Source organism: Dolichospermum sp. UHCC 0315A (assembly GCF_008121535.1).
GTDB lineage: Bacteria > Cyanobacteriota > Cyanobacteriia > Cyanobacteriales > Nostocaceae > Dolichospermum > Dolichospermum lemmermannii.
Genome location: NZ_CP043056.1, coordinates 2,436,100 through 2,458,881 on the forward strand (window position 1 = coordinate 2,436,100; position 22,782 = coordinate 2,458,881).

Annotated in this window: 5 protein-coding genes; all 5 read right to left on the reverse strand. The window is 40.8% G+C overall.

Annotated elements, in window-relative coordinates; genetic code table 11:
- Positions 1 to 68: 68 nt before the first annotated feature.
- A complete protein-coding gene (locus BMF77_RS11915; protein WP_148763008.1) occupies positions 69 to 4,310 on the reverse strand; it encodes a non-ribosomal peptide synthetase in 4,242 nt (1,413 codons plus the stop codon).
- The gene (locus BMF77_RS11920; protein ID WP_148763009.1) at positions 4,307 to 12,049 is read right to left on the reverse strand and encodes a non-ribosomal peptide synthetase; all 7,743 of its coding nucleotides are present in this window, start codon (positions 12,047 to 12,049) and stop codon (positions 4,307 to 4,309) included. The genes BMF77_RS11915 and BMF77_RS11920 overlap by 4 nt, the downstream gene beginning before the upstream one ends.
- 310 nt (positions 12,050 to 12,359) lie before the next feature.
- The gene (locus tag BMF77_RS11930) at positions 12,360 to 12,737 is read right to left on the reverse strand and encodes a nuclear transport factor 2 family protein (protein ID WP_148763011.1); all 378 of its coding nucleotides are present in this window, start codon (positions 12,735 to 12,737) and stop codon (positions 12,360 to 12,362) included.
- Positions 12,738 to 12,958: 221 nt separating this feature from the next.
- Positions 12,959 to 16,168, reverse strand: coding sequence for a non-ribosomal peptide synthetase (locus tag BMF77_RS11940; protein ID WP_148763013.1), 3,210 nt, complete (start codon positions 16,166 to 16,168; stop codon positions 12,959 to 12,961).
- A 57-nt stretch (positions 16,169 to 16,225) separates the two neighbouring features.
- The gene (locus BMF77_RS11945) at positions 16,226 to 22,744 is read right to left on the reverse strand and encodes a non-ribosomal peptide synthetase (protein WP_148763016.1); all 6,519 of its coding nucleotides are present in this window, start codon (positions 22,742 to 22,744) and stop codon (positions 16,226 to 16,228) included.
- Positions 22,745 to 22,782: the final 38 nt, after the last annotated feature.

Genomic DNA, 22,782 nt, shown 5'->3' on the forward strand with positions numbered 1-22,782 from the left:
GGTTACTGAGCGAAGTCGAAGTATTGCCTTTTGCCTTGCCATAACGACAATTTTCAACGCCAACCTACTTAAGTCATCATTAACCGTAAGTTTGAAGTCAATATGTTTACATTGGGTTCATGAAGCATTTGACCGTGGGTTCCAGGTACAGATATCACTTTGACGGGATTTTGAGTGTATGCCTGCCATCCCCAGTCCGGTAAATCGTAATCAGTAAGCGTTTGGAGTTCTCGCACCAGTATTTCCGGCACGTCTTCAGCGCGGAATAAAACAATCGGGGCAGAAATGGGATGAGCAGGCTGATAATCTACGTAATTGAGCGTCTGTACTCTCATAATTTGCATATTAGTTTTAAGTAAATCAAGGCTGGCGTGTTCCGGTAGGACATTATGACGGTATAAATAATCTGCCGCCAAATCCCAACGGGCTTGGTCATCGCGTTGAGCTGCTAAATCAGCGTATTCTAAACCGAAAGAAACTCCTTTTAAAGCTTCGATTCGTTGGATTATTTGCCAAATCCAATCAATATCTGCTCTATTTTTGAAATGTTCCGGATTAGAAACCAATCCCGAATCCAAGATAGCTAGTAAACTCACCTTTTCACCTTGCTGCTCCAGTTGGGAAGCTATTTCAAAAGCGACACTACAACCGGAAGAGTACCCCAGCAATATATAAGGTCCTTGGGGTTGTTGTTGACGTAATTGGGCAATCAGTTGACTTGCGTGGTCAGCTACTGAGTGAGGAAGTATGCTCAGTCCGTCTCTTCCTGGTGCATCGAGTCCATAGACAGGATGTTCAGTGCCTAAATTGATTGCCAAATCTCGAAAATAGAAACCGTGTCCGTTGGAGCCAGATACGCAAAATAGGGGGGTGGCATCTCCTAGAGGCTGAATCGTTACTAAATCAGGATTTGACTCTTGAATCTCCCTATTACCTATGTGTTGTGCCAGTTGAGCAATAGTAGGATTCTGAAATAAACTTCTCAAGGCCAGTTGTTGTCCCAACTCTTGTTGCACAAGATTGAGTAATTTGACTGCCAATAAAGAATGGCCGCCCAAATCGAAAAAGTTATCATGAATGCCAATTTTTTGACGTTCAAGAAGAGCAGACCAAATTTGCGCTAATTGTGCTTCGACTTTGTGGCGCGGGGGTGTGTATGCAGCTTGAACGCTAATATTAGGAACAGGTAAAGCTTTCCGGTCAATTTTGCCATTGGGAGTTAAAGGTAACTTGTCCAATACGACAATTTGAGCAGGAATCATGTAATCAGGTAAACTCGATTTGAGATATTTTTTCAAATCATTGCAAAAATCATCATCAATTCCCGTTACATAAGCAATTAAACTTTGGTTATTCTCAGTTTTATTTACAGTTACAACAGCTTCTTTAACTAATGGATATTGTAATAAAAGTGATTCAATTTCCCCTAATTCAATCCTAAAACCCCGTAATTTTACCTGCTCATCCATGCGTCCTAGATATTCTAAATTGCCATCATCTCTCCATCTTGCTAAATCCCCAGTTTTATAAATTCGCTCAACTTGACTGAATAATTCCACTTCAATAAATTTTTCGGCAGTAGTTTCAGGACGATTCAGATAACCTCTAGCTAAACCCACACCCGCAATGCACAACTCACCAGGAATACCAGGGGGTAATGGTTGATGATGTCTATCTAAAATGTAAGTGCGGAGATTAGATAACGGTTGACCAATTAGTGGTTTTTTCCCATCGGGTTGACAAACAGCTATACTGGTACAAACTGTAGATTCTGTTGGTCCATAACCATTAAAAAAACTTCTTCCTTTTGCCCAACGGTTAACTAATTCTTTGGAGCAAACTTCACCAGCAGTAATTAAAATTTGCAAATCAGGTAAGGTGGCTTGAGGTAACAAAGATAAAACTGAAGGTGGGATAGTAAGATGAGTAATTTTGTGTTCGGTTAAAAAGTCAATCAGTTCTTGACTAGGTAACAAGTTTTCTTTTTTTGTTAGATACAAACAAGCACCTGCGGAAAGAGTAGGAGCAATTTCCCAAATGGAAGCATCAAAACTGAAATTAGCAAACTGTAATACACGACTTTGGGGTTGAATTTGCAAAATTTCATCAACTGCCAAAATTAAATTTACCAGTCCTCGATGTTCAATCATTACCCCTTTGGGTTTTCCCGTTGAACCAGAGGTATAAATAACATAAGCTAAATTATTGTAATTGACAGTTGATAATTGACAATTGACAATTGGTGATGGGTATTTGTCTAGTTCTGCATCTAAATAAACAACTTTAACAGGATTTTCTAAACTATCTAAAGGCAATTTATGTATTACAAAACTTTGAGTTAATAAAACCGATATCCGCGAATCTTCTAACATGAACTTGATTCTTTCTGGGGGATAATTAGGATCAATCGGTACATAAGCACTACCAGCTTTAAGAATACCCAAAACACCAATGATCATTTCTAAAGAACGTTCAACACTAATACCAATTAATGTATCTGTTTGAATCTGGTAATTTTCAATTAAATAATCAGCTAATTGCTCGGCTTTTTCATTTAATTGTTGATAAGTTAGACTTTCCGATTCAAAAACTACAGCAATATTATGAGGATTTTTGGCAACTTGTTCTGCAAATAAATCAACAAAAGTTTTATCTTGAGGATAATCAGTTTGAGTTTGATTCCAGCGTTGTATTTGTAGCAGTTCCGTTGCTGTCATCAAAGGTAAAGTATTGATTGATTGGTGTGGATGATCAATAATTCCCTTCAGCAGCACTGTAAACTGTTCCGCCATGCGTTGGATAGTACCCCGTTCAAACAAGTCTGTAGCATATTCCCAAGAGCAATTCAACTGGTTGTCAGATTCGGTTACTAACAGCGTTAAATCAAACTTAGCGATCGCACCCTTGACTCCCAGCAATTCAGTATCTAACCCTGATAAATCCAAATCTGGACTAGCATTATTTTCCAGGGTAAACATGACCTGGAATAAAGGGTTATAGCTCATACTGCGTTCTGGTCGTAACTTTTCTACCAGCACATCAAAGGGAACGTCTTGATGAACATAAGCATCTAAACAAGTTTGGCGAGTTTGTTGTAAAAACTCAATAAAACTTAGCTCTAGTTTGATTTGCTGACGCATAACCAAAGTATTGACAAAAAAGCCAATTAACCCTTCAGTCTGGCTATGGGTGCGGTTAGCAATGGGAGAACCAATACATAAGTCTTCTTGCCGACTGTAACGAGATAGTAAAATGCTCAAAGTAGCCAACAAGGTCATATATAAACTTACGCCTTGCTGTTGACTAAAAGCATTAACAGCAGCAGTTAATTCCGGTGTAAGAGCATAGATATAGCGATCGCCTCTGTAACTTTGCTGTGCTGGACGGGGATAATCTGTAGGTAATTCCAGTAATGGGGAAGCATCACCTAGTTGATGTTTCCAGTAATTAATCTGCTTTTCTAATACTTCTCCTTGTAACCATTGACGTTGCCAAGCTGCATAGTCACTGTATTGAATCGGTAAAGGAGCAAAATTCGGGGTCTTACCTTGAGAATAAGCAGTATAAGCCTGCCATAACTCCCGCAAAAATACTCCCATTGACCAGCCATCACTGATAATGTGGTGCATATTGATAGCCAAGACAGATTTTTGCTCCCTTCGGCTTCGCTCAGGATAAACCTCCAATTGCAGCAGTTTAGCTTTAAATAAAGGGCCAGTATTTAAGTCCAAGTGTTGTTGTGCATGAGCGTCAATTAAATCTTGGATATTTGGGCATTGGGTATCTAAATCAAGCTCTCCCTTGTTCCCACTCCCTAATTCCCGGCAATCTTGTACCGTTAAAACTGCGATTTCGTCTAAACTGCGAATGGCAACTTGTGGTTGTCCGGCAACTGTGGGAAAATACATCCTCAGACTCTCGTGCCGATTCAGCAGATCAGCCAAACTAGAATGTAGGGCATCAATATTCAGGTTGCCGTTCAGTTGTAAAGCGATCGGCATATTGTAAGTAGCTGATGACCCTTGGAGTTGTGCTAATAGCCAGAGACGTTGTTGAGCAAAGGACAGAAGCTTGGGAGAGTCAGCGCTTAAAGCCGGAATTTCCGCTGTAGAAACAGCTTGTGTTTTAGCAGCTTTCAAGAAAGCGAGAATATCTGCCTTCTGGTCTTGAATTTCCTGCTTGAGTTCAGCAGTGAGGGCGTTTTTGCTAGTACGAATCCGTAACTTATCATCTTCAGCCCAAATTCGGCAGCCCATGTTCTGCAAACGCAGCATTAAAGAAACTATTTGCTGATTTTGTGTCATGGTCATAGTTCAATTTCCTCTTCGTCTGAGTTTAAAGGTTGTATATCTGTGGTTGTCGAATTAACCCAAATGCAGCTATCTATATAATTTGCCAAGTCAATGATAGTAGGAGACTCAAATACTTGACGCAGTGGCAGTTCTACTTTGAAAGTGTCACGAATGCGGTAGCAAAGTTGGGTAGCTAATAAAGAATGTCCTCCCAAGTTGAAGAAGTTATCTTGTCGGGCTATGACCTCATATTTCAATAACTTCGCCCAAAGTTGAGCCAGCAATTTTTCGGTCTCCGTTACAGGCAACTCAATATCTGTGACTGCAACTTTTGGATCTGGTGCAGGTAAAGCTTTTCTGTCTACTTTACCATTTGGTGTCAGTGGCAGTTTGTCCAAAACAACAAAATGACTGGGAATCATATAATCAGGCAGGGTTTTCTCTAAAAAGTCCCGCCATTCTGCTAATAAAGCTGGATCAATTTGATTGGTGCGATATTGCAACGGTTGATTAGCGTAATTTTGCCAAGGTTTCAGCCGCCAATTGCCTTTTGTCGCAAATCTTGGGATTTTGTCTTCTTCAAAGATATGCCGTTGAAAAACAACATCGTAATCAGAAAATCCTGTGGAGCTATATTGGATAAAAGCCGTATAGGGCAAATCTCGCGCTAAATTTCGGAATGCTTCCGGTTCTATCCCTGCTTTCACTTGGGCAATTGCCGCTTTTAAATCTGTGACAGTACCATCTAATTGAGGAATTTGTGCTAACAACACCATTTCTGGAGTTAGACGTGCATTAGGAATACTCTTAATCCCTAGTAAATCTGGTTGCTCGGTTGTTAAAATTCTCTCAATTGTTGCCAGATTTAACTGTTGTTCTTGCCAATCTAAGCATTGAGGTTGAGTTAGGGGAATATCTACTTGATCTAAATGTAAAACAACATCATAACGAAAACGACTCATTTCCGTATGACTGTAACCCCGTTTTAATTCAATTTGGACGTGACTAATCCGAGAAAATCTTTGCTTGAGAGCGATAAAGAAATCAGGGTCAATCAGCAATTCTTCTTCCGTGCGAATCCTGTTTTGAATTTTTTGGCGCAAGTCCTGAATTGATAAGTCATCAGGGGCGCGATAAAATTCTGTGGTGGTGTGGAAAGCTGCTAATAAATGGAGATTTCGCACGTCCCCAATAAATATTTTTCCTTGATGGCTCACAGTTTTGATTGCCCCTTCAATTACTGACAACAAGTAATCTAAAGAAGGGAAATACTGAATTACAGAATTAATGATTACCAAGTCATAAACATTGGATTCAATGCCATCAAACTGGTTAGCAGCACTTTGTTTTAAAGTAACTTTGTTTTGGAGAGATTGCTGTTTGAGATGTTGTTCAATATACTGCAATCCGCTCGATGCAAAATCTGTACCTAAATAATGTTGACAATGGGATGCAACTTTAAATAATAACATCCCTGTTCCGCAGCCAATTTCCCAAACTCGTTTGGGTGCAAGTTCTAAAATTTGGTCAACTGTTGCATCACGCCATTCTTGCATGGCCGATCGCAAAATTGGATCTCCTGTGTAGCTATCCTTCCAACCTGCAAGATTCAAAGTTGGATCATCGGTTGGTGTTGTTTGTTGAGTGTAGCTATCATTAAAAACTTGTTCCCACAATTCTACCTGTTCACTTTGGCTGGTATAGTCGCTTTCTGTTGTGGGGACAACATAAGTAACTAGACGCTGACCGCGTTCGCTGTCTTCCTGCACCAAAACAACCGCTTCCTGAATTTTGGGGTGTTTGAGTAAAGATGCTTCAATTTCACCTAATTCAATCCGGAAACCCCGCAATTTGACTTGATGATCGATCCGCCCTAAATATTGCAAATTACCGTCAGGTAGCCATCGGGCTAAATCACCAGTTTTATAAATTCGCTCAGTTTTACCGAATAATTCCAATGTGATAAATTTTTCGGCAGTTAAATCGGGACGATGCAAATAGCCCTGTGCTAAACCTGCACCCCCAATGCACAGTTCCCCAGGAATACCGGGGGGCAGGGGTTGATTAGCATGATCTAAAATATAGATGCGAGTGTTGGCGATCGCTTTGCCAATGGTAGGTTCGTGCTGGGCATTTTTGGCAACTTTCGTAAATGTTGAATAAGTTGTGTCCTCAGAAGGTCCATAGAGGTTATAAACTTCTTGTACAGATGTATTTTGATATAAAGCTTGTACCAAGTTATTTCTTAAGGGTTCACCCGCTAAATTAATAACCTGTACACTGGACGGAATTACATTCATATTCAGGAGTTCAGCCGCCGCACTCGGTACAGTATTAATCAAACTTATCGGTAAAGTACCTTTAAGCGCTTGTTCAATGTAGAGTGCATTTTCTACTACGATCGCACTACCACCTTGAGTCAAGGGAACGAAAATTTCAAAAATGGAGAGGTCGAAACAAATTGAGGTTGATGCTAAGACACCTGTAAGCTGTTCTGCACTAAAGACTGAATGCGCCCATTTTACAAAGGCTACAGAGCTAGAATGTGTGATCGCCACTCCTTTAGGACGCCCTGTAGAGCCGGAAGTATAAATTAAATAAGCTAAATCATGATAATTACTGTTTGATTTGAGATTTTCTGCTGGCTGTTCAGTCCATGTTTGTTCATCCAAAAATACTACTTGAGCAGTATTATTGAGCTTTTCTAAGGGAAGTTGCTTTTTAAGAGATTTGGTTGTTAGTAATACAGCCGCATCACTATCTTCAAGCATTAAATGAATGCGTTCTTGGGGATAACTCGGATCGACTGGTACATAAGCCCCACCGACTTTGAGGATAGCAAAGATACCGATGAGCATTTCCAAGGAACGATCAATGCAAATTGCCATCAATGGATTATCAGATAGGCTTTTGAGTTGCAAGAGATGATGCGCCAGTTGATTAGCTTTTTGATTGAGTTCTTGATAACTCAGGCTTTGGTCTGCAAACACAACTGCAATTTTATCGGGTGTTTTTGCTACCTGTTGTTCAAACAGAGTCACCAAAGTAGTGTTATGAGGATAATCTATGTCGGTTTGATTCCAAACTTTTAGCTGTTGAATTTCTGCGGGGGTGATGATGGGTAGCTGATAAATCGGTTGTTGGGAATTTTGAACTATTGCTGTGAGCAAAACTTCAAAATGTGCCGCTATGCGCCTAATGGTTGATGCCGCAAATAAATCTGTGGCATATTCCCACATACAGTGTAGTTGCTCGTCTCTTTCGCTCAAATCCAGCAGGATATCAAACTTGGCAAATGGGAAACTTTGTTCTAAGTATTGAATCTCCAGCCCTGGTAAATGAACCTTCGCCCCTGCGCCAACCGCATTTTGCAACACCATCATCACTTGGAACAAGGGATTGTGGCTGAGACTGCGTTCTGGTTGTAACTTTTCAACTAAATACTCAAAAGGAATGTCTTGATGAGCATAAGCATCTAAGCAAGTTTGGCGAGTTTGTTGCAGTAACTCACTAAAGCTTTGCTCTGACTTGATTTTGCTTCGCAATACTAAGGTATTGACAAAAAAGCCAATTAACCCTTCTGTATAGCTATGGGTGCGATTAGCGATCGCAGAACCAACACATAAATCCTCTTGGCGGCTGTAACGGGATAGTAAGATATTAAAAGCAGTCAACAGGGTCATAAATAAACTCACCCCTTGTTGTTGACTAATAGCTTTAAGTTTCTGAGTCAGTTCTTTGCTCAAAGAAAATTCTTCACGCTCACCTTGGTAACTTTGTTGCGCTGGACGGAGATAATCAGTGGGTAATTCCAGCAAGCGAGGCGCATCCCCTAGCTGTTGTTGCCAATAATTTTCTTGAGTTAATAAGGTTTCCCCTTGTAACCAACTGCGCTGCCAAGCTGCAAAATCACTATATTGAATCGGTAATGGTGACAAGTTCGGCACAGAACCCGCAGCATAAGCAGTATAAGCTTGCTCCCATTCCCGCTTAAATAATCCCATGGACCAGCCATCACTAATAATGTGGTGCATATTAATCAGCAGGACATTTTTCTGCTCACTCAGTTGCAGCAGTTTCGCTTTGAACAGCGGACCAGTATTTAAGTCAAAGGATTTTTGAGCGTGAAGATCAGATAAATGTTGCACAGTTTCCCCTTGAGTTTGGGGAGGGAGTGCTTGTAAGTCGGCAATTTCTAATACTTCTATATCTTCGACATTTTTAACTACTACTTGGGGTTCTCCCTCCAAAGTAGGGAAATAAGAGCGTAGACTGCTATGCCGTTCTAGCAGATAAGTTAAACTTTGCCGCATAGCTTCTAAATTTAGGTTGCCATCTAGTTGAAAGGCCACTGGCATATTATAGGTAGAAGAAGTTCCTTTCGCTTCCAGTTGAGCGATAAACCAAAGTCTTGATTGGGCAAAAGACGGAGTTTTTGGTTCATTTTCTGGCTGGGGTGAAATGGGAGGTAAAGCAACACTCGCAGATGCTTGATCAATTTCCCTCGCTAACTCAGATAAAATGTTTTGCTCAAATATCTTACGAACAGGTACTTCTACCCCGAAAATATCACGAATTCGGGTAACTAATTGAGTAGCTAACAGGGAATGTCCACCTAATTCAAAGAAGTTATCAGAACGACCAACAGATTTAACTTTTAATAAACCTTGCCATAAACTAGCGAGTAGTTCTTCTGTGGGAGTTACTGGTATTTCCAAATCAGTAGAAGCGGTTGTATCTGGTGCTGGTAATGCGCGGCGATCTAGTTTACCATTAGCAGTCAGAGGAAATTGATCCAAAACCATAATCTGGCTAGGAATCATATAATTTGGGAGGCGATTTTTGAGGTATTCCCTCACTTTTTCAGCTACATTGGCGGATTTTTCTGTTGCCATAATATAAGCTACTAATCTAGGATTATTATCAATTTCATACAAAATGACAACAGCTTCTTGAACTAATGGATGTTGTAATAACAGTGATTCAATTTCTCCGAGTTCAATTCTAAAACCCCGTAATTTTACTTGCTCATCAATCCGACCCAAATATTCTAAATTCCCCTTAGCATTCCATTTTGCTAAATCACCAGTTTTATAAATGCGCTCAGTTTTACCGAATAAATCAATTTCCATAAATTTTTCGGCTGTAATTTCAGGACGATTGAGATAACCTCTAGCTAAACCAACCCCAGAAATACATAATTCTCCTGGTATTCCTGGAGGTAATAGTTGATTGTTTGCATCTAAAATATAGATATTAGCATTAGGTATTGGTTTACCAATTGCTGGTTTTTCGCCATTGGGTTGACAAAGATAAATAGCTGCGGTCACAGTAGATTCTGTTGGACCGTAGCAATTATATAAATGTTGTTCTCTTCCCCATTGACTTACTAATTCAGCCGGACAAGCCTCTCCTCCAACAGTTAAACATTGTAAATCAGGGAAACTCGCCTTTGGTAAGACAGATAAAGCTGAAGGTGATAAAAAGCCGTGAGTAATTTTGTGTTCAGTTAAGAAGTTAACTAAGCTTTGACCAGGTAACAAAGTATCTTTATTGCCTAAATATAAACAAGCACCTGCTGATAAAGCAGTCGCAATTTCACCAATAGATAAATCAAAACTAAAAGACCCAAATTGCAGTAAGCGGCTGTAATTTTGAACTTGGAATTTTTCAGCCCAGGCTAAAGCCAAATTAACAATTGCTTTATGCTCAATCATCACACCCTTTGGTTTTCCTGTAGAACCAGAGGTGTAGATAACATAAGCTAAATTATCAGGCTTAACTTGATTTTTCCTTTGCGCCTTTGCATCTTTGCGTGGATGGTGAGCGAAGTCGAACCATGAGCTATCATCTAAATAAATAACTTTAACAGAATTTTCTAAACCATCTAAAGGTAATTTATCTACTAAAAAACTTTGGGTTAATAAAACCGATATCCCCGCATCCTCTAACATGAAGCGAATACGTTCTGGCGGATAATTGGGGTCAATCGGTACATAAGCACCACCAGCTTTAGTCACCCCAAGAACACCAATAATCATTTCTAAAGACCGTTCCACAGAAATACCAATTAAGATATCTGCTTGAATTTGGTATGTTTCAATTAAATAATCAGCTAGTTGGTTCGCTTTTTGATTCAGTTCTTGATAGTTTAAAGTTTTTAACTCTTTACTGTTCCCTCTTACATGGGATTCAAAAACTACAGCTAAATTCTCAGGATTTTTTGCAACTTGTAGTTCAAATATGCTAACTAAAGTTTGATCTTGAGGATATTCTGTTTGTGTTTGATTCCAGATTTGTAGTTGCTGACGTTCATCCTCTGTCAGCAAGGATAGAGTATTGATTGATTGATGGGGATTATCAAGAATTTGCTTGAGCAGAACTTCAAAATGTCCTGTCATCCTTTGAATAGTTTCATCTGCAAACGAATCGGTTGCGTATTCCCACTCACCGGTTAAACCGTGGGAAGTTTCGCGGAAAATCAGCGACAAATTAAATAGGGTAGTGGTGTTTTCCCACTCAAAGCGGGTGAGAGTTAAACCAGGAATTTCTATTTGTTCTGGAGTTCCATTTTCCAGGCCAAAAGCAACTTGAAATAGGGGATGATGAGCAAGCGATCGCTCTAATCCCAGTTCATCAACCAGTTTTTCAAAGGGCAAATCCTGATGATCATAAGCATCTAGAGTTACTTGTTTGACTCGTTCCAGTAATTCTTTAAAAGTTGGATTCCCTTGTAGATTAGTTCGCAATGCTAGAGTATTGACAAAAAAGCCAATTAGTGACTCTGTTTCCTGGCGGTTACGATTAGCGATCGCTGAACCAACTACAATATCCTCTTGTCCAGTGTAGCGTGAAAGTAAGAGCGTAAATACTGTCAATAAAGTCATAAACAGAGTTGTTCCTGACTGTTGACTTAAATGCTTCAACTGCTGAGTTACATCCTGATCAAGTTGCAAAAACTCACTACTTCCCCGATAGGTTTGCGTGGACGGGCGGGGTCGGTCTGTCGGCAATTCTAACAGCGGCGGAACTGCGGCTAATTGTTTTTGCCAGTAATTGAGTTGATTTTGCAAAACATCGCCCTGTAGCCATTGTCTTTGCCAGTGGGCAAAATCCGCATATTGCAGCGATAATTCTGGCAGGGGAGAGGATTCTTGTCTACAAAAGGCAGTATAAAGGGTGAACAATTCCTGACGGAAGATTCCCATTGACCAACCATCACAAACAATGTGATGAATGACAAGCAACAATAAATGGGATTGGTCAGCTAGTTGCAACAACTTTACCCGCAGCAAAGGCGCATTTGATAAATCAAAGGACTGTTGTAATTCTGTTGTAGCTAAATGCTGGGCTTTGCTTAACTGATCTTCTGCTGTTAATTGTCGCCAGTCCAGCACTTGCATTTTCATTTGAGGATGAGGATGAGGATGAATCACCTGTATAGGTGACTCATTGATCACACAAAAATTAGTACGTAATACTTCATGACGGTGGACAATTGCTGTTATAGCTTGTTCTAAAGCATTGATATTCAGCAATCCGCTAATTTGCCAGAAAAATGGGACATTATAGACGCAGTTTTCGCCTTCTAGTTGGTCAATAAACCACAGTCTTTGTTGAGCAAAAGAAAGAGGCAAAAATTGATCCCTTGATACTGGTGTAAGCTGTGGAGATTGTTGTTGTTTTTTTAGTTTTTGTAAGACTAATTCTCGCTTTTCTGGTGAAAGATTTTCCAGCCGTTTTAGTAAATCGCTCATATAAGTAAGTAGGGTTTGCTGAAAAAGTTGTCTGTGAGGGCTAGGAGTCAGGAGTCAGGAGTCAGAAGTCAGAAGTCAGGAGGAAGAATTAGAAGAAGAGAAGAATAGTATTGAATCTGGTCAAGTGATAGGCTTTACTGTCACTTAGAGGATGTTTGAAAAGTTTTGAATGTATAGACTGACCCCTCTCCAAACCTCTCCCCTGCAAGGGGAGAGGCTTTAAAACCCCCATTCCCTTGCAGGGAAGGGGGGTAGGGGGGTTAGGTTTTTGGAGATTACGGGTTTGATATAATACTTTTCAAACAACCTCTTATACTGCTGGTCGAAAAAAGTAGCTGCGTCGAGTTTTAAATTTGCCATTTGCAAAAGAATACACATCAGCAAAACGCTCATTAATTTGAGAGCCATTTTTATTGATACCAATAAACTGCCCCCAGCAATAACCCCAATTATTGTCAATTACAATATGTTCAATGCGATGTTCACCAGAGGCAATAATTCTCTCATGCTGATAAAAATTGAGTAATTCATCAAGTCCCATAAAAGGCTGATAACCGGGACATTCATAGATAATACTTTGATCAAAGCACTGCAATAATAAATTCCAATCACGGGAATCAACCGCAGTAAATAAAGTCTTAATTAATTGCTGTTCGGTAGCAATATTGGACAATGTGATATTCGACATATTTTCGCTCCTGGTGATCTGGTATTTAGTATCATCAAATTGCTAAATTAAATTATCAAATAAATTAAGTAGGTTAGCATTGAAAATCGTCGTTATGGCAAGGCAAGAGGCAAGAGGCAAGAGGCAAGAGTGAAGAGGGTTTGGGCGATTTTACTTTTCGTTACATATTACTCTTCGAGAAGCCGCTTCGCGTCTACGGTTTTTTTCCGTTCACCTACTTATCAAAACATTAATGCTTGTGTTACCTCTTCATCTGATAACCCATCAACTTCGCCTAAAATCTGGGCTAGGGCATCATTTTCTGCTTGTTCAATTTGTTGTTCCATAACCTTGTGGGCAAGTTCAGCAATTGTGGGATTCTCAAATAAATAACGTAAAGGAAAATCTAGAGAAAAGGCTTCTCTTAATCGAGAAATCACTTGAGTAGCGAGTAAAGAATGTCCTCCTAACTCAAAAAAGTTATCATAAATTCCCACCTGTTTTAATTTCAAAACTTCAGTCCAAATTGTGGCTAATTCTTGTTCTGTAGCCGTGCGAGGCAGCACAAAATCAACCTCTACATTTCTTTGGAAACCTTCGGGAATAGGCAAACCAAGGCGGTTGACTTTACCATTAGGAGTGAGGGGAAATGCTGATAAAACTACGAAAGCAGTAGGTATCATGTAATCTGGTAGCTTTTCCTTGAGGAAATTTCGGAAGCTGCTAGAAGTAGGTGAATTATCCTTCGTAACCAAATAGGCTACTAGGAATTTCTTCCCTGACTCATCTTCCCGTGCAATAACTAGAACTTGTTTGATGTCAGGATTTTGAATCAAAACTGCCTCAATTTCTGCCAATTCAATCCGAAAACCGCGAATTTTTACTTGGGTATCAATTCGACCGATAAATTCTAGATTTCCATTAGGTAGACGGCGGACTAAATCTCCGGTTTTGTAAAGGGTATCTCCTTGAATAAAGGGATTAGGAATAAACTTTTCACTGGTTAATACGGGCTGATTTAAGTAACCCCTCGCAACACTCGCACCACCCACATAAAGTTCACCAGGGATACCAATTGGCACTCGATGTAAATTTTCATCTAATATGTAAACTGTGCGATCGCCAATGGGTTTACCAATAGGAATAGAATGGATATTTTCAGTAATTTGTTTAGGAATGGCATAACAACAGGTAAATACTGTACATTCTGAAGGTCCATAACCGTTAATTATTTGCGTTTCTGGCAAGATTTCTAAAGCGCGACGAACATGATCTACAGAAATAGATTCTCCCCCAATGAGTAGTTGTTTAACTCCCGATAACCCTTGTGGCATTGTATCAATCATCAGATTGAAGAAAGCGGAAGTTAGCCAAAGGATATTAATTCCTTGTTCTTGGATAATGCGGGTTAAGCCTGCTGGTGTGGGAATTTTCTCTGGATAAAGCACACAACGTCCACCGTAAAGTAATGATGGCCAAAGTTCTAGCGTGAGTGCATCCCAAGAAATTGATGAATGTTGTAGCCAAATTTTTTCGGCATCAAGGTGAACATAATCAACTTCAAACATAAAACCCATGAAGCTACGATGAGGAACTTCTGTACCTTTTGGTGTTCCTGTCGAGCCGGAGGTATAAATGATATAAGCTAAATTTTCTGGATTAACTTCACTGTTTAAATTGTCTTGTTTGTATTGGGCAATAATTCCCCAATCTGTGTCAAGATTCACCACAGTTTGATTATTCAGTGGTAGTCCATTTTGTAAATGAGTTTGTGTTAGTAAGATCGGTGTTTGTACATCTGCTACCATGAACTCTAATCTTTCGGGAGGATAAGCTGGATCTAGGGTAAAATAAGCCCCACCAGCTTTGAGAATGGCCAGAATACCGATGACCATTTCTAGGGAACGCTCAACACAAATTCCCACTCGGACTTCGGGTTTAACTCCCAGTGATTGCAAATAATGGGCTAATTGATTGGCGCGGTTATTTAATTCTCGATAAGTTAAATGTTGTTGTTCATATATAATTGCTATTGCATCAGGGCTTTTTTCTACCTGTTCTTCAAATAAAACATGAACACATTTGTAATTAATAGTATTTGTTGCTTGTTGATTTTCTAGCAGCATTAATTCTTCTGCTTCGGCTGCACTCATTAGAGATAAGTCAGAAATATTTTGTTGTAAATTAGCTGCCATTCCTGTTAGCAATGTCAGGAAATGTCCAATCATGCGAGCAATTTTCTTGTCGTCGAAGCAGCTAGTATCATAAACAATTCTGCCAGCTAATTGCGAACCAGGATTAATAACTATCGTCAGCGGATAATTTGTGCGTTCAAAACAACTAATATGACTAATTTCTAAAGTTTTTTTGGTTTCTTGTGGGGCAGAATCTAATGGATAATTTTCAAAGACTAAAAGACTTGCAAATAATGGCAATCCGGGGAAAATATCACTCTGATTTTGAATTTCTGCGAGGGAACAATAAGCATACTGTTCTTGTTCTAATGCTTGGGTTTGTAATTGCTTGAGCCAGGGTAATAATTCTGTCTTGTTGGTAATTTTGACTCGGATGGGGAGAGTGTTAATTAATAGTCCTACCATTGAGTCTACTTGCTCCAGGGTCGGTGGACGACCGGATACAGTTGCACCAAAGATGACATCACTTTCCCCACTGTAGCGGGAAATTAATAACCCATAAGCTCCCTGTACCAAATTATTCAAGGTTAAATGCTGCTGTCGCGCCATACCTTGTAATTTTTCAGTGACAGTTGGCGATAATTGGAAATGCTGTTCATGATATATTCCCTCTCCCTTGGTTTTTCCCAAAAAGGTCGGAGTTTCAAAACCCTGGAGGGTTGTTTGCCAAAATCTCTTGGCTTGATCAATATCCTGTTGTTGTAACCAATCAATATATTCTCGATAGGGACGAACAGGTTGGAGGTATAAATGTTCGCCTCGCTGTTGTGCTTCATAGAAAGCTAAAACTTCTTTGAGGATAATCTGCATTGACCAGCCATCAAATAGGATATGATGATGACTCCAAATAAGTTGATAGGTCTGCTCTGTTAATTGGATGAGGGTGAAGCGCATTAAGGGAGCAATACTCAGATCAAATCCTTTTTGGCGATCGCTCAACAAAAAATCCTCTAAGTTATTTTGTTGTTCATCAGCTGTGAAATTTCGCCAGTCTATTTTCATCCATGGGATATCCACTTGCTTACTTACCATTTGCAAGGGCTTTTCTATCTCCTCCCAATAAAAAGAACTGCGTAATACTGAGTGTCTCGCCACAACTTGTTCCCAAGCTTTTTGGAACGCGGGAAAGTTCAATTCTCCAGAGAGGATACAAAGCAACTGCTCAAAATAAACTTCTGATTCGGGTGCATAAAGGGTATGAAACAACATCCCTTGTTGCATGGGCGAAAGTTCATAAAGGTCTTGGATATTTTGCATGAAATTACCTCTGAATTGGGAATTGGGAATTGGGAATTGGGAATTAGTTGATGATAGCTACTTGGGTTTGTTTTTGTTAATTTTGAATAGGAATTTATCTAGCTGTTGTTGATTGAGTTTGGCTGCTGAAAAATCCGCAGGAGTATAGCTTTGAGACTCCGTTAATTGACAGTGATTTATTAGGTTTTTTAATGCTTCTATAAATCCTAAAGCTAACTTTTCAATGGTGTCTTGCTTGTGAATTTTCTGACTATAAGCCCAAGTCATTTCCAGTTTTCCTCCACGAATAAAACCACTGATGCCTAATAAATGACTACGTTGATTGAGTAAGCTTTGTTCAGCTTTAAATTCTTTAGCCAAACCCAAGGATTCAGAGGCTTTCAGCACTTGATCGAATTGACCAAGATAGTTAAAACTGATTTGTGCTGATGGTAGTGACTGTAATTTTTCGCTGATTGTGCTGTTTTCCTGCAAATATCGCAATACACCATAACCAATTCCTCGGTTGGGAATCTGCCGCAGTTGTTCTTTAACAAACTTTAAAGCGTTTCCTGGATGGTCAATTTCTTGTAGTTGTAACCTCACGGGGAATAATGTCGTAAACCAACCGACAGTGCGCGATAAATCTACATCCTCAAATAAGTCTTCCCTGCCATGTCCTTCCAAATCAATTAGTAAAGAACTTTCTCCTGTCCATTGGGCAAAACTTTGCACTAGGGCAGTCAACAGGACATCATTGATTTGAGTATTGTAGGCAGAGGGTACATCTTGTAAGAGGGCGCGGGTTTGTTCTTCATTTAAAGCCAGTGACACAGACGCGGTTGAGGCTACAGTGTTATTTTCTTGATCTGAAGGATAGTCTACTGGTAAAGCTGTGACTGGAATGCTAGATTGATTTAGCCAGTAATCCAACTCTTTGACAGCCTTGATTTGGGCATACTCTGTGAGGCGATCGCTCCAATATTGCCAGGAAGTTGTCTTAGGTGGTAATTTGATAGCTTCATTGCGGCTAATTTGTTGGTAAGCAGTAGCCAAGTCTTCTAGCAAAATCCGCCATGAGACAGCATCAACAGCTAAATGATGGATAATGAAGAGTAAATAACTCGGTTTATCATTGCCTAATTGAAATAAAGCGACTTGTGCTATTACCCCCGTAGATAAATCCAGACTAGCCTGAAGTTCAGCATCAGTCGCTTTTATTGCTGTTTGCTGTTCTTGTGGTGATAGGTGGGACAAATCAAAGATACTCAATGGCACAGATTCCCGTGTCGCGGTGTTAATTTGTTGCCAGTTTTCTCCTTCCTGTACAAACCGCAGCCGTAAAGCATCGTGATGTCCTAACAGTTGTTGTAATACTGACTGCAATAGCTCAGGTTGCAAATCTGATGGCACTTCTAACAGTGTTGACTGGTTAAAATAATTAGGTCTGGGTAATTTCTGCTCGAAAAACCAATTTTGAATAGGTGTCAACCTTACAGCACCAGTTACTAAACCTTGTTCAGCATTGATTTGGCGAGTGATACCCACTACAGCCGCTAATTCAGCAATGGTTTGATACTTAAATAGCTGTTTAGCAGCAATTTGAATACCTGCTTGATTAGCTTTGGAAATTAACTGAATGCTGAGAATTGAGTCTCCACCCAGTTCAAAAAAGTTATCGTGGATGCCAACTTTTCCTATTCTGAGAACTTCCGACCAAATCCCCACTAATTTCTCTTCTATAACTGTACGAGGAGCAATAAATTTATCTTCGACATGATGAGAAAAATCGGGGGTTGGGAGAGCGCGATAATCTACTTTGCCGTTGGCAGTTATGGGGAGAGTTTTCAGCAGCATAAACGCCGCTGGAATCATGTAATTTGGGAGTTTTTCCTTGAGGAAATGGCGCAATTCATCAATTGTTGGTTGCTGATGCTGGGGAACAATATAAGCAACGAGTCGCTTTTGTCCGGGAACGTCTTCATGGGCGATAGCCACAGATTGTAACACTTGTGGGTGTTGTCTCAATACCGTTTCGATTTCTCCCAACTCAATCCGGAAACCGCGAATCTTCACTTGATTGTCAACTCGTCCCAGATATTCTAGACTGCCATTGGCGCGGAATCTTGCTAAATCCCCAGTTTTGTACAGTTTACTATTCCCTAGCTCCTCAAAGGGATTGGGGATAAATTTGGCATTGGTTAATTCTGGACGTTGCCAATAGCCTCTAGCTAGTCCTGCTCCCCCAATGTGCATTTCTCCAGGAACTCCTATGGGTACAGGTTGCAGATATTGATCTAAAATATAAACCTGAGCATTACTAATGGGTCGGCCAATGCTAACAGGTGCAACTGGGGTTAAAAGTTCTAAGGTGGTGACAACCGTTGCTTCTGTTGGTCCGTAACTATTAAACAATTGGGGGGCTGGGGAAAGATCAGCTACACAATTATGCCAATGTTGCACCTTTTCTAGTTGGACTTCTTCACCACCAATAATTACAGTTCTCAAACCTTCAGGAATGGGGGCATCTTCAGGGTTAAGTTCTGCTACTAACTGATGCCAGTATGCTGTGGGCAGATCCAAAACAGTCAATTGCCATTTTTGGCAATACCGCCAAAATTCATCACTGGAGTGGAGCATTTCTTCCGTGCGTAACACTAAGGTTGCACCAACGGACAGACAGGGAAAGATTTCCTCAATGGAAGTATCAAAGCAAACAGACGCAAATTGTAAAATCCTATCGCCGGCATTGATTCCATATTTATCAATGGCAGTGATTACAAAATTCATTAATGACCGATGTTCAATCATTACCCCCTTGGGTTTACCCGTAGAACCAGAAGTATAAATAATATAGGATAGGTGATGAAGTTTGACATCACTGTGCGGGTTAGCTGTGCTGTGTTGAGAAATGATTGACCAATCTGTATCTAAACAAATTGTTTTTCCTGTGTAATCTAGCCGTTGATTTGGGAATTTATCTTGGGTTAGCAAAATTCCTAGTTGCGTATCTGCGAGAATTTCAGCTATTCGCTCTTGGGGGTAGGATGGGTCAATAGGAACATAAGCGCCACCTGCTTTAATCACCCCAAGTAAGCCGATAATCATATCTAAGGAGCGTTCAATGCAGATTCCCACTAGGGTTTCTGGTTTAACTCCCAAACTTTGCAGATAGTGGGCTAATTGGTTGGCGCGATCGCTCAATTGACGATAAGTTAATTTTTGACCATCCTGTTCTACAGCTACAGCATCGGGTGTTAACTCTACCTGAGACTCAAACAACTTATGGATACAATTTTTCTGCGTATATTCTCTATGAGTCTGATTCCATTCCATCAATAATTCCTGCTGAGGCTGGTTTAGGATCGGTAATTCAGAAACTCGCTGCTCTGGGTTATCAACAATCCCTTTTAGTAAAACTTGATACTGATCTACCATCTGCTGGATTGTGGCAGCGTCGAATAAGTCAGCGTTGTATTCCCAAATAAGAGTAATTCCCTTATCTTTGCCATTTAGCTGGGAATGCGGAATCAACACAACATCAAGATCAAACTTTGTTGATTTGTTGCTGAGGGCTACATTCGTTGTGATGTTCAAGCCTGGTAAAGTTAAGTCTGGACGGGGAGAATCATGGAAGCTAAACATCACTTGAAACAGAGGATTATAACTTAAGTTCCGTATTGGCTTGATCACCTCCACGACCTTATCAAAGGGTAAATCTTCGTTAGCAAAGGCTTCCAGACTCACTTTGCGGACTCGACCCAGCAACTCCCGAAACGTGGGATTACCAGATAAATCGGTGCGTAAAACCAGGTTATTGACGATCATGCCAATTAATTGTTCTGTCTCGCGCATCCGCCGATTGGCAACAGCCGTACCTAGACAAAGATCGTCCTGTCCAGTGTATCGGCGGACAATTACTAAAAATGCCGCCAAGGTCGTCATAAATAAGGTAATTCCCTCTTGACGGCTCAGAACTCTCAAGGATTCGCACAAAGTAATGGGCAACTCTAACCTGACTTGAGCGCCGTTGTAAGTTTGTTCTGCTGGTCGTGGGCGGTCATATGGTAATTCCAAGAGGGGCGGACTGCCGGATAACTGCTGCTGCCAATAGGCTAATTGGGCTTGGGCTTCCTGGCTTTTTACCCACTCTCGCTGCCAATGGGCATAGTCTCCAAACTGGAATGTTAATTCTGGCAGTGGGGAAGGATTACCCAAACAGAAGGCTTGATAAAGTTCTAGAAACTCATTTAAGAACACGTTATTGAAAGACCAGCCATCATGAACCATGTGATGTTCGATATGGATTAACAGATGGTCTTGGTCGCTCAATCTCAACAATAACCACCTGACTAATGGCAGTTGATTTAAGTAGAAGGGCTTTTGCACCTCTGCGTCAAATAGGCGTTTAATTTCTGCTTCTTGCTCAGATTCAGGAAATGTCTGGAGGTCTACCACCGTTAACCTAAGTGGTGAGGCTGGGTGGATTACCTGAAATAACCGTCCATCTACTGCCGGAAAAGTCGTACGGAAGATTTCATGTCGTCGGACAATCTCGCTCAGGCACTGCTCTAATGCTCCCACATTCAGTTTTCCGGTGAATCGCAGAGTTACCTGAGCTTGATAGGCAGTACTTTCAGGAGCTAATTCTTGGATGAAATAGACTCGCTCTTGAGCAAAGGAAGCAGGCAAGTATCCTGACCATGAAATCGGTTGCATAGCAGGACGTTGCAATTGCTGCTTGAGGTGGCTGTGCTGTTCAATCAGCCCAGCTAGAACCGCTATGGTAGGATTGGCAAAAATGTGGTGAAAGAATAACTCAACTTGGAAACTTTCGCGGACGCGGGAAAGCATCTGAGCTGCTATTAAGGAATGACCACCCAAATTGAAAAAATTGTCATCGATTCCTATCTGCTCAAGTCCCAGTAACTCAGCCCAGATACTTGCTAGTGTTTCTTCACTGGAGTTACGAGGTGCGATAAAGGTTTCTTCAAGATCGGGGCGTGAGTGATCGCAAACTGGAAGATTTTGACGATCGACTTTACCATTGGCAGTAAGGGGCAAGGAGTCTAGGATTACAAAGACTGCTGGCACCATATGGTAGGGTAGCTTTTCTTGAAGAAAGCGTTTGAGGGTAGTCACGCTTGCATCAATTTGGTTAAGCACAATATAGGCGACAAGACGTTTATCACCAGGGATGTCTTCACGGGCGATTACTACCACCTCTTGTACATCCGGGTGTTGGCTCAAAAGCGCCTCAATTTCTCCTAATTCAATACGGAAGCCGCGAATCTTCACCTGATGATCGAGTCGCCCCAAAAACTCAATATTGCCATCTGGTAAGAAGCGGGCTAAGTCCCCAGTTTTGTAAAGCCTCCTGCCTCCTGCCTCCTCAAAGGGATGGGGAATAAACTTTTCCTTGGTTAACTCTGGGCGGTTTAAGTAGCCTCTAGCCAAGCCGTCGCCACCAATGTACAATTCGCCAGGAGTACCTATAGGAACTGGTTGTTGATAGTGGTCGAGAATATAAACTTGTGTATTAGTGATCGCTCGACCAATCGTCATTTGAGTGTTGCCAGTATATTGTGATACTGTAGCACAGACTGTTGATTCTGTTGGCCCGTAAGCATTAAAAAAGTGCCGCCCTTTTGACCATTCAGCAATCAACTTCGGATTACAAGCTTCTCCGGCAACGATGAGGGTTTGCAAGTTTGGCAATTCCTCTTTTGGTAACGCTGCTAGTGCCGTGGGTGGTAATGTGACCTGAGTTATTGATTGCTTACGCAAAAATTGCATTAAATCCGTTCCTGGGCGCAAGGAATCTTGAGTTCCAATGTAAAGGCTAGCTCCTGAACACAGAGTCATGAAAATTTCCCAAACTGAAGCATCAAAGCTGAAAGAAGCAAACTGAAGAACACAGCTCGCGTGGTGTATGTCAAACAGCTTTATTTGTGCGTGGATTAGATTACACACCCCTTGATGTTGAATCAGCACGCCCTTGGGTGTTCCTGTTGATCCTGATGTATAAATTACATAAGCCAGATTTGCTGATGTAACCCCACTACCAGGATTTTCGTTGCTCTCTCGCTGAAAAGATTCCCAGTCAGTATCCAAAAAAACCAACTTCGCCCCGCTTGCAGTCAACTCTTCAACGAATTTTTCTTGGGTTAACACCACCTGGACTTGCGAATCTGAGAGCATAAACGATAAACGCTCTTTCGGATAGGTTGGATCTAGTGGCACATAGGCTCCACCCGCCTTAAGGATGCCCAACATTCCGACGATCATTTCTAGGGAACGCTCCACACAAATCCCTACCAGCACTTCTGGCTCAACACCCAAAGATTGCAAATAATGAGCCACTTGGTTAGCTCGGTGATTCAACTCTTGATAAGTAAGTTTCTGCCCCTCAAAAATGACAGCAATATTGTCTGGAGTTTTTGCCACTTGTGCTGCAAATAATTCATGTACACACAAATGTCGAGGATAATCTGCCCTGGTATCATTCCATTCTACCAATATTTTATGTCGCTCCTGCTCAGTTAAGGCAGAATAATCATCAACGTCATCATTAGAATCAATCACTATTTCTTGCATAAATTTAATTAAATGGTTGTCAATAATTAATCTTGGAA

Excerpts from the sequence above, each read along its gene's own strand:
- BMF77_RS11920 (WP_148763009.1), bottom strand. The coding sequence starts at position 12,049 with ATGAGCGATTTACTAAAACGGCTGGAAAATCTTTCACCAGAAAAGCGA.
- BMF77_RS11945 (WP_148763016.1), bottom strand. The coding sequence starts at position 22,744 with ATGCAAGAAATAGTGATTGATTCTAATGATGACGTTGATGATTATTCT.
- BMF77_RS11930 (WP_148763011.1), bottom strand. The coding sequence starts at position 12,737 with ATGTCGAATATCACATTGTCCAATATTGCTACCGAACAGCAATTAATT.
- BMF77_RS11915 (WP_148763008.1), bottom strand. The coding sequence starts at position 4,310 with ATGACCATGACACAAAATCAGCAAATAGTTTCTTTAATGCTGCGTTTG.
- BMF77_RS11940 (WP_148763013.1), bottom strand. The coding sequence starts at position 16,168 with ATGCAAAATATCCAAGACCTTTATGAACTTTCGCCCATGCAACAAGGG.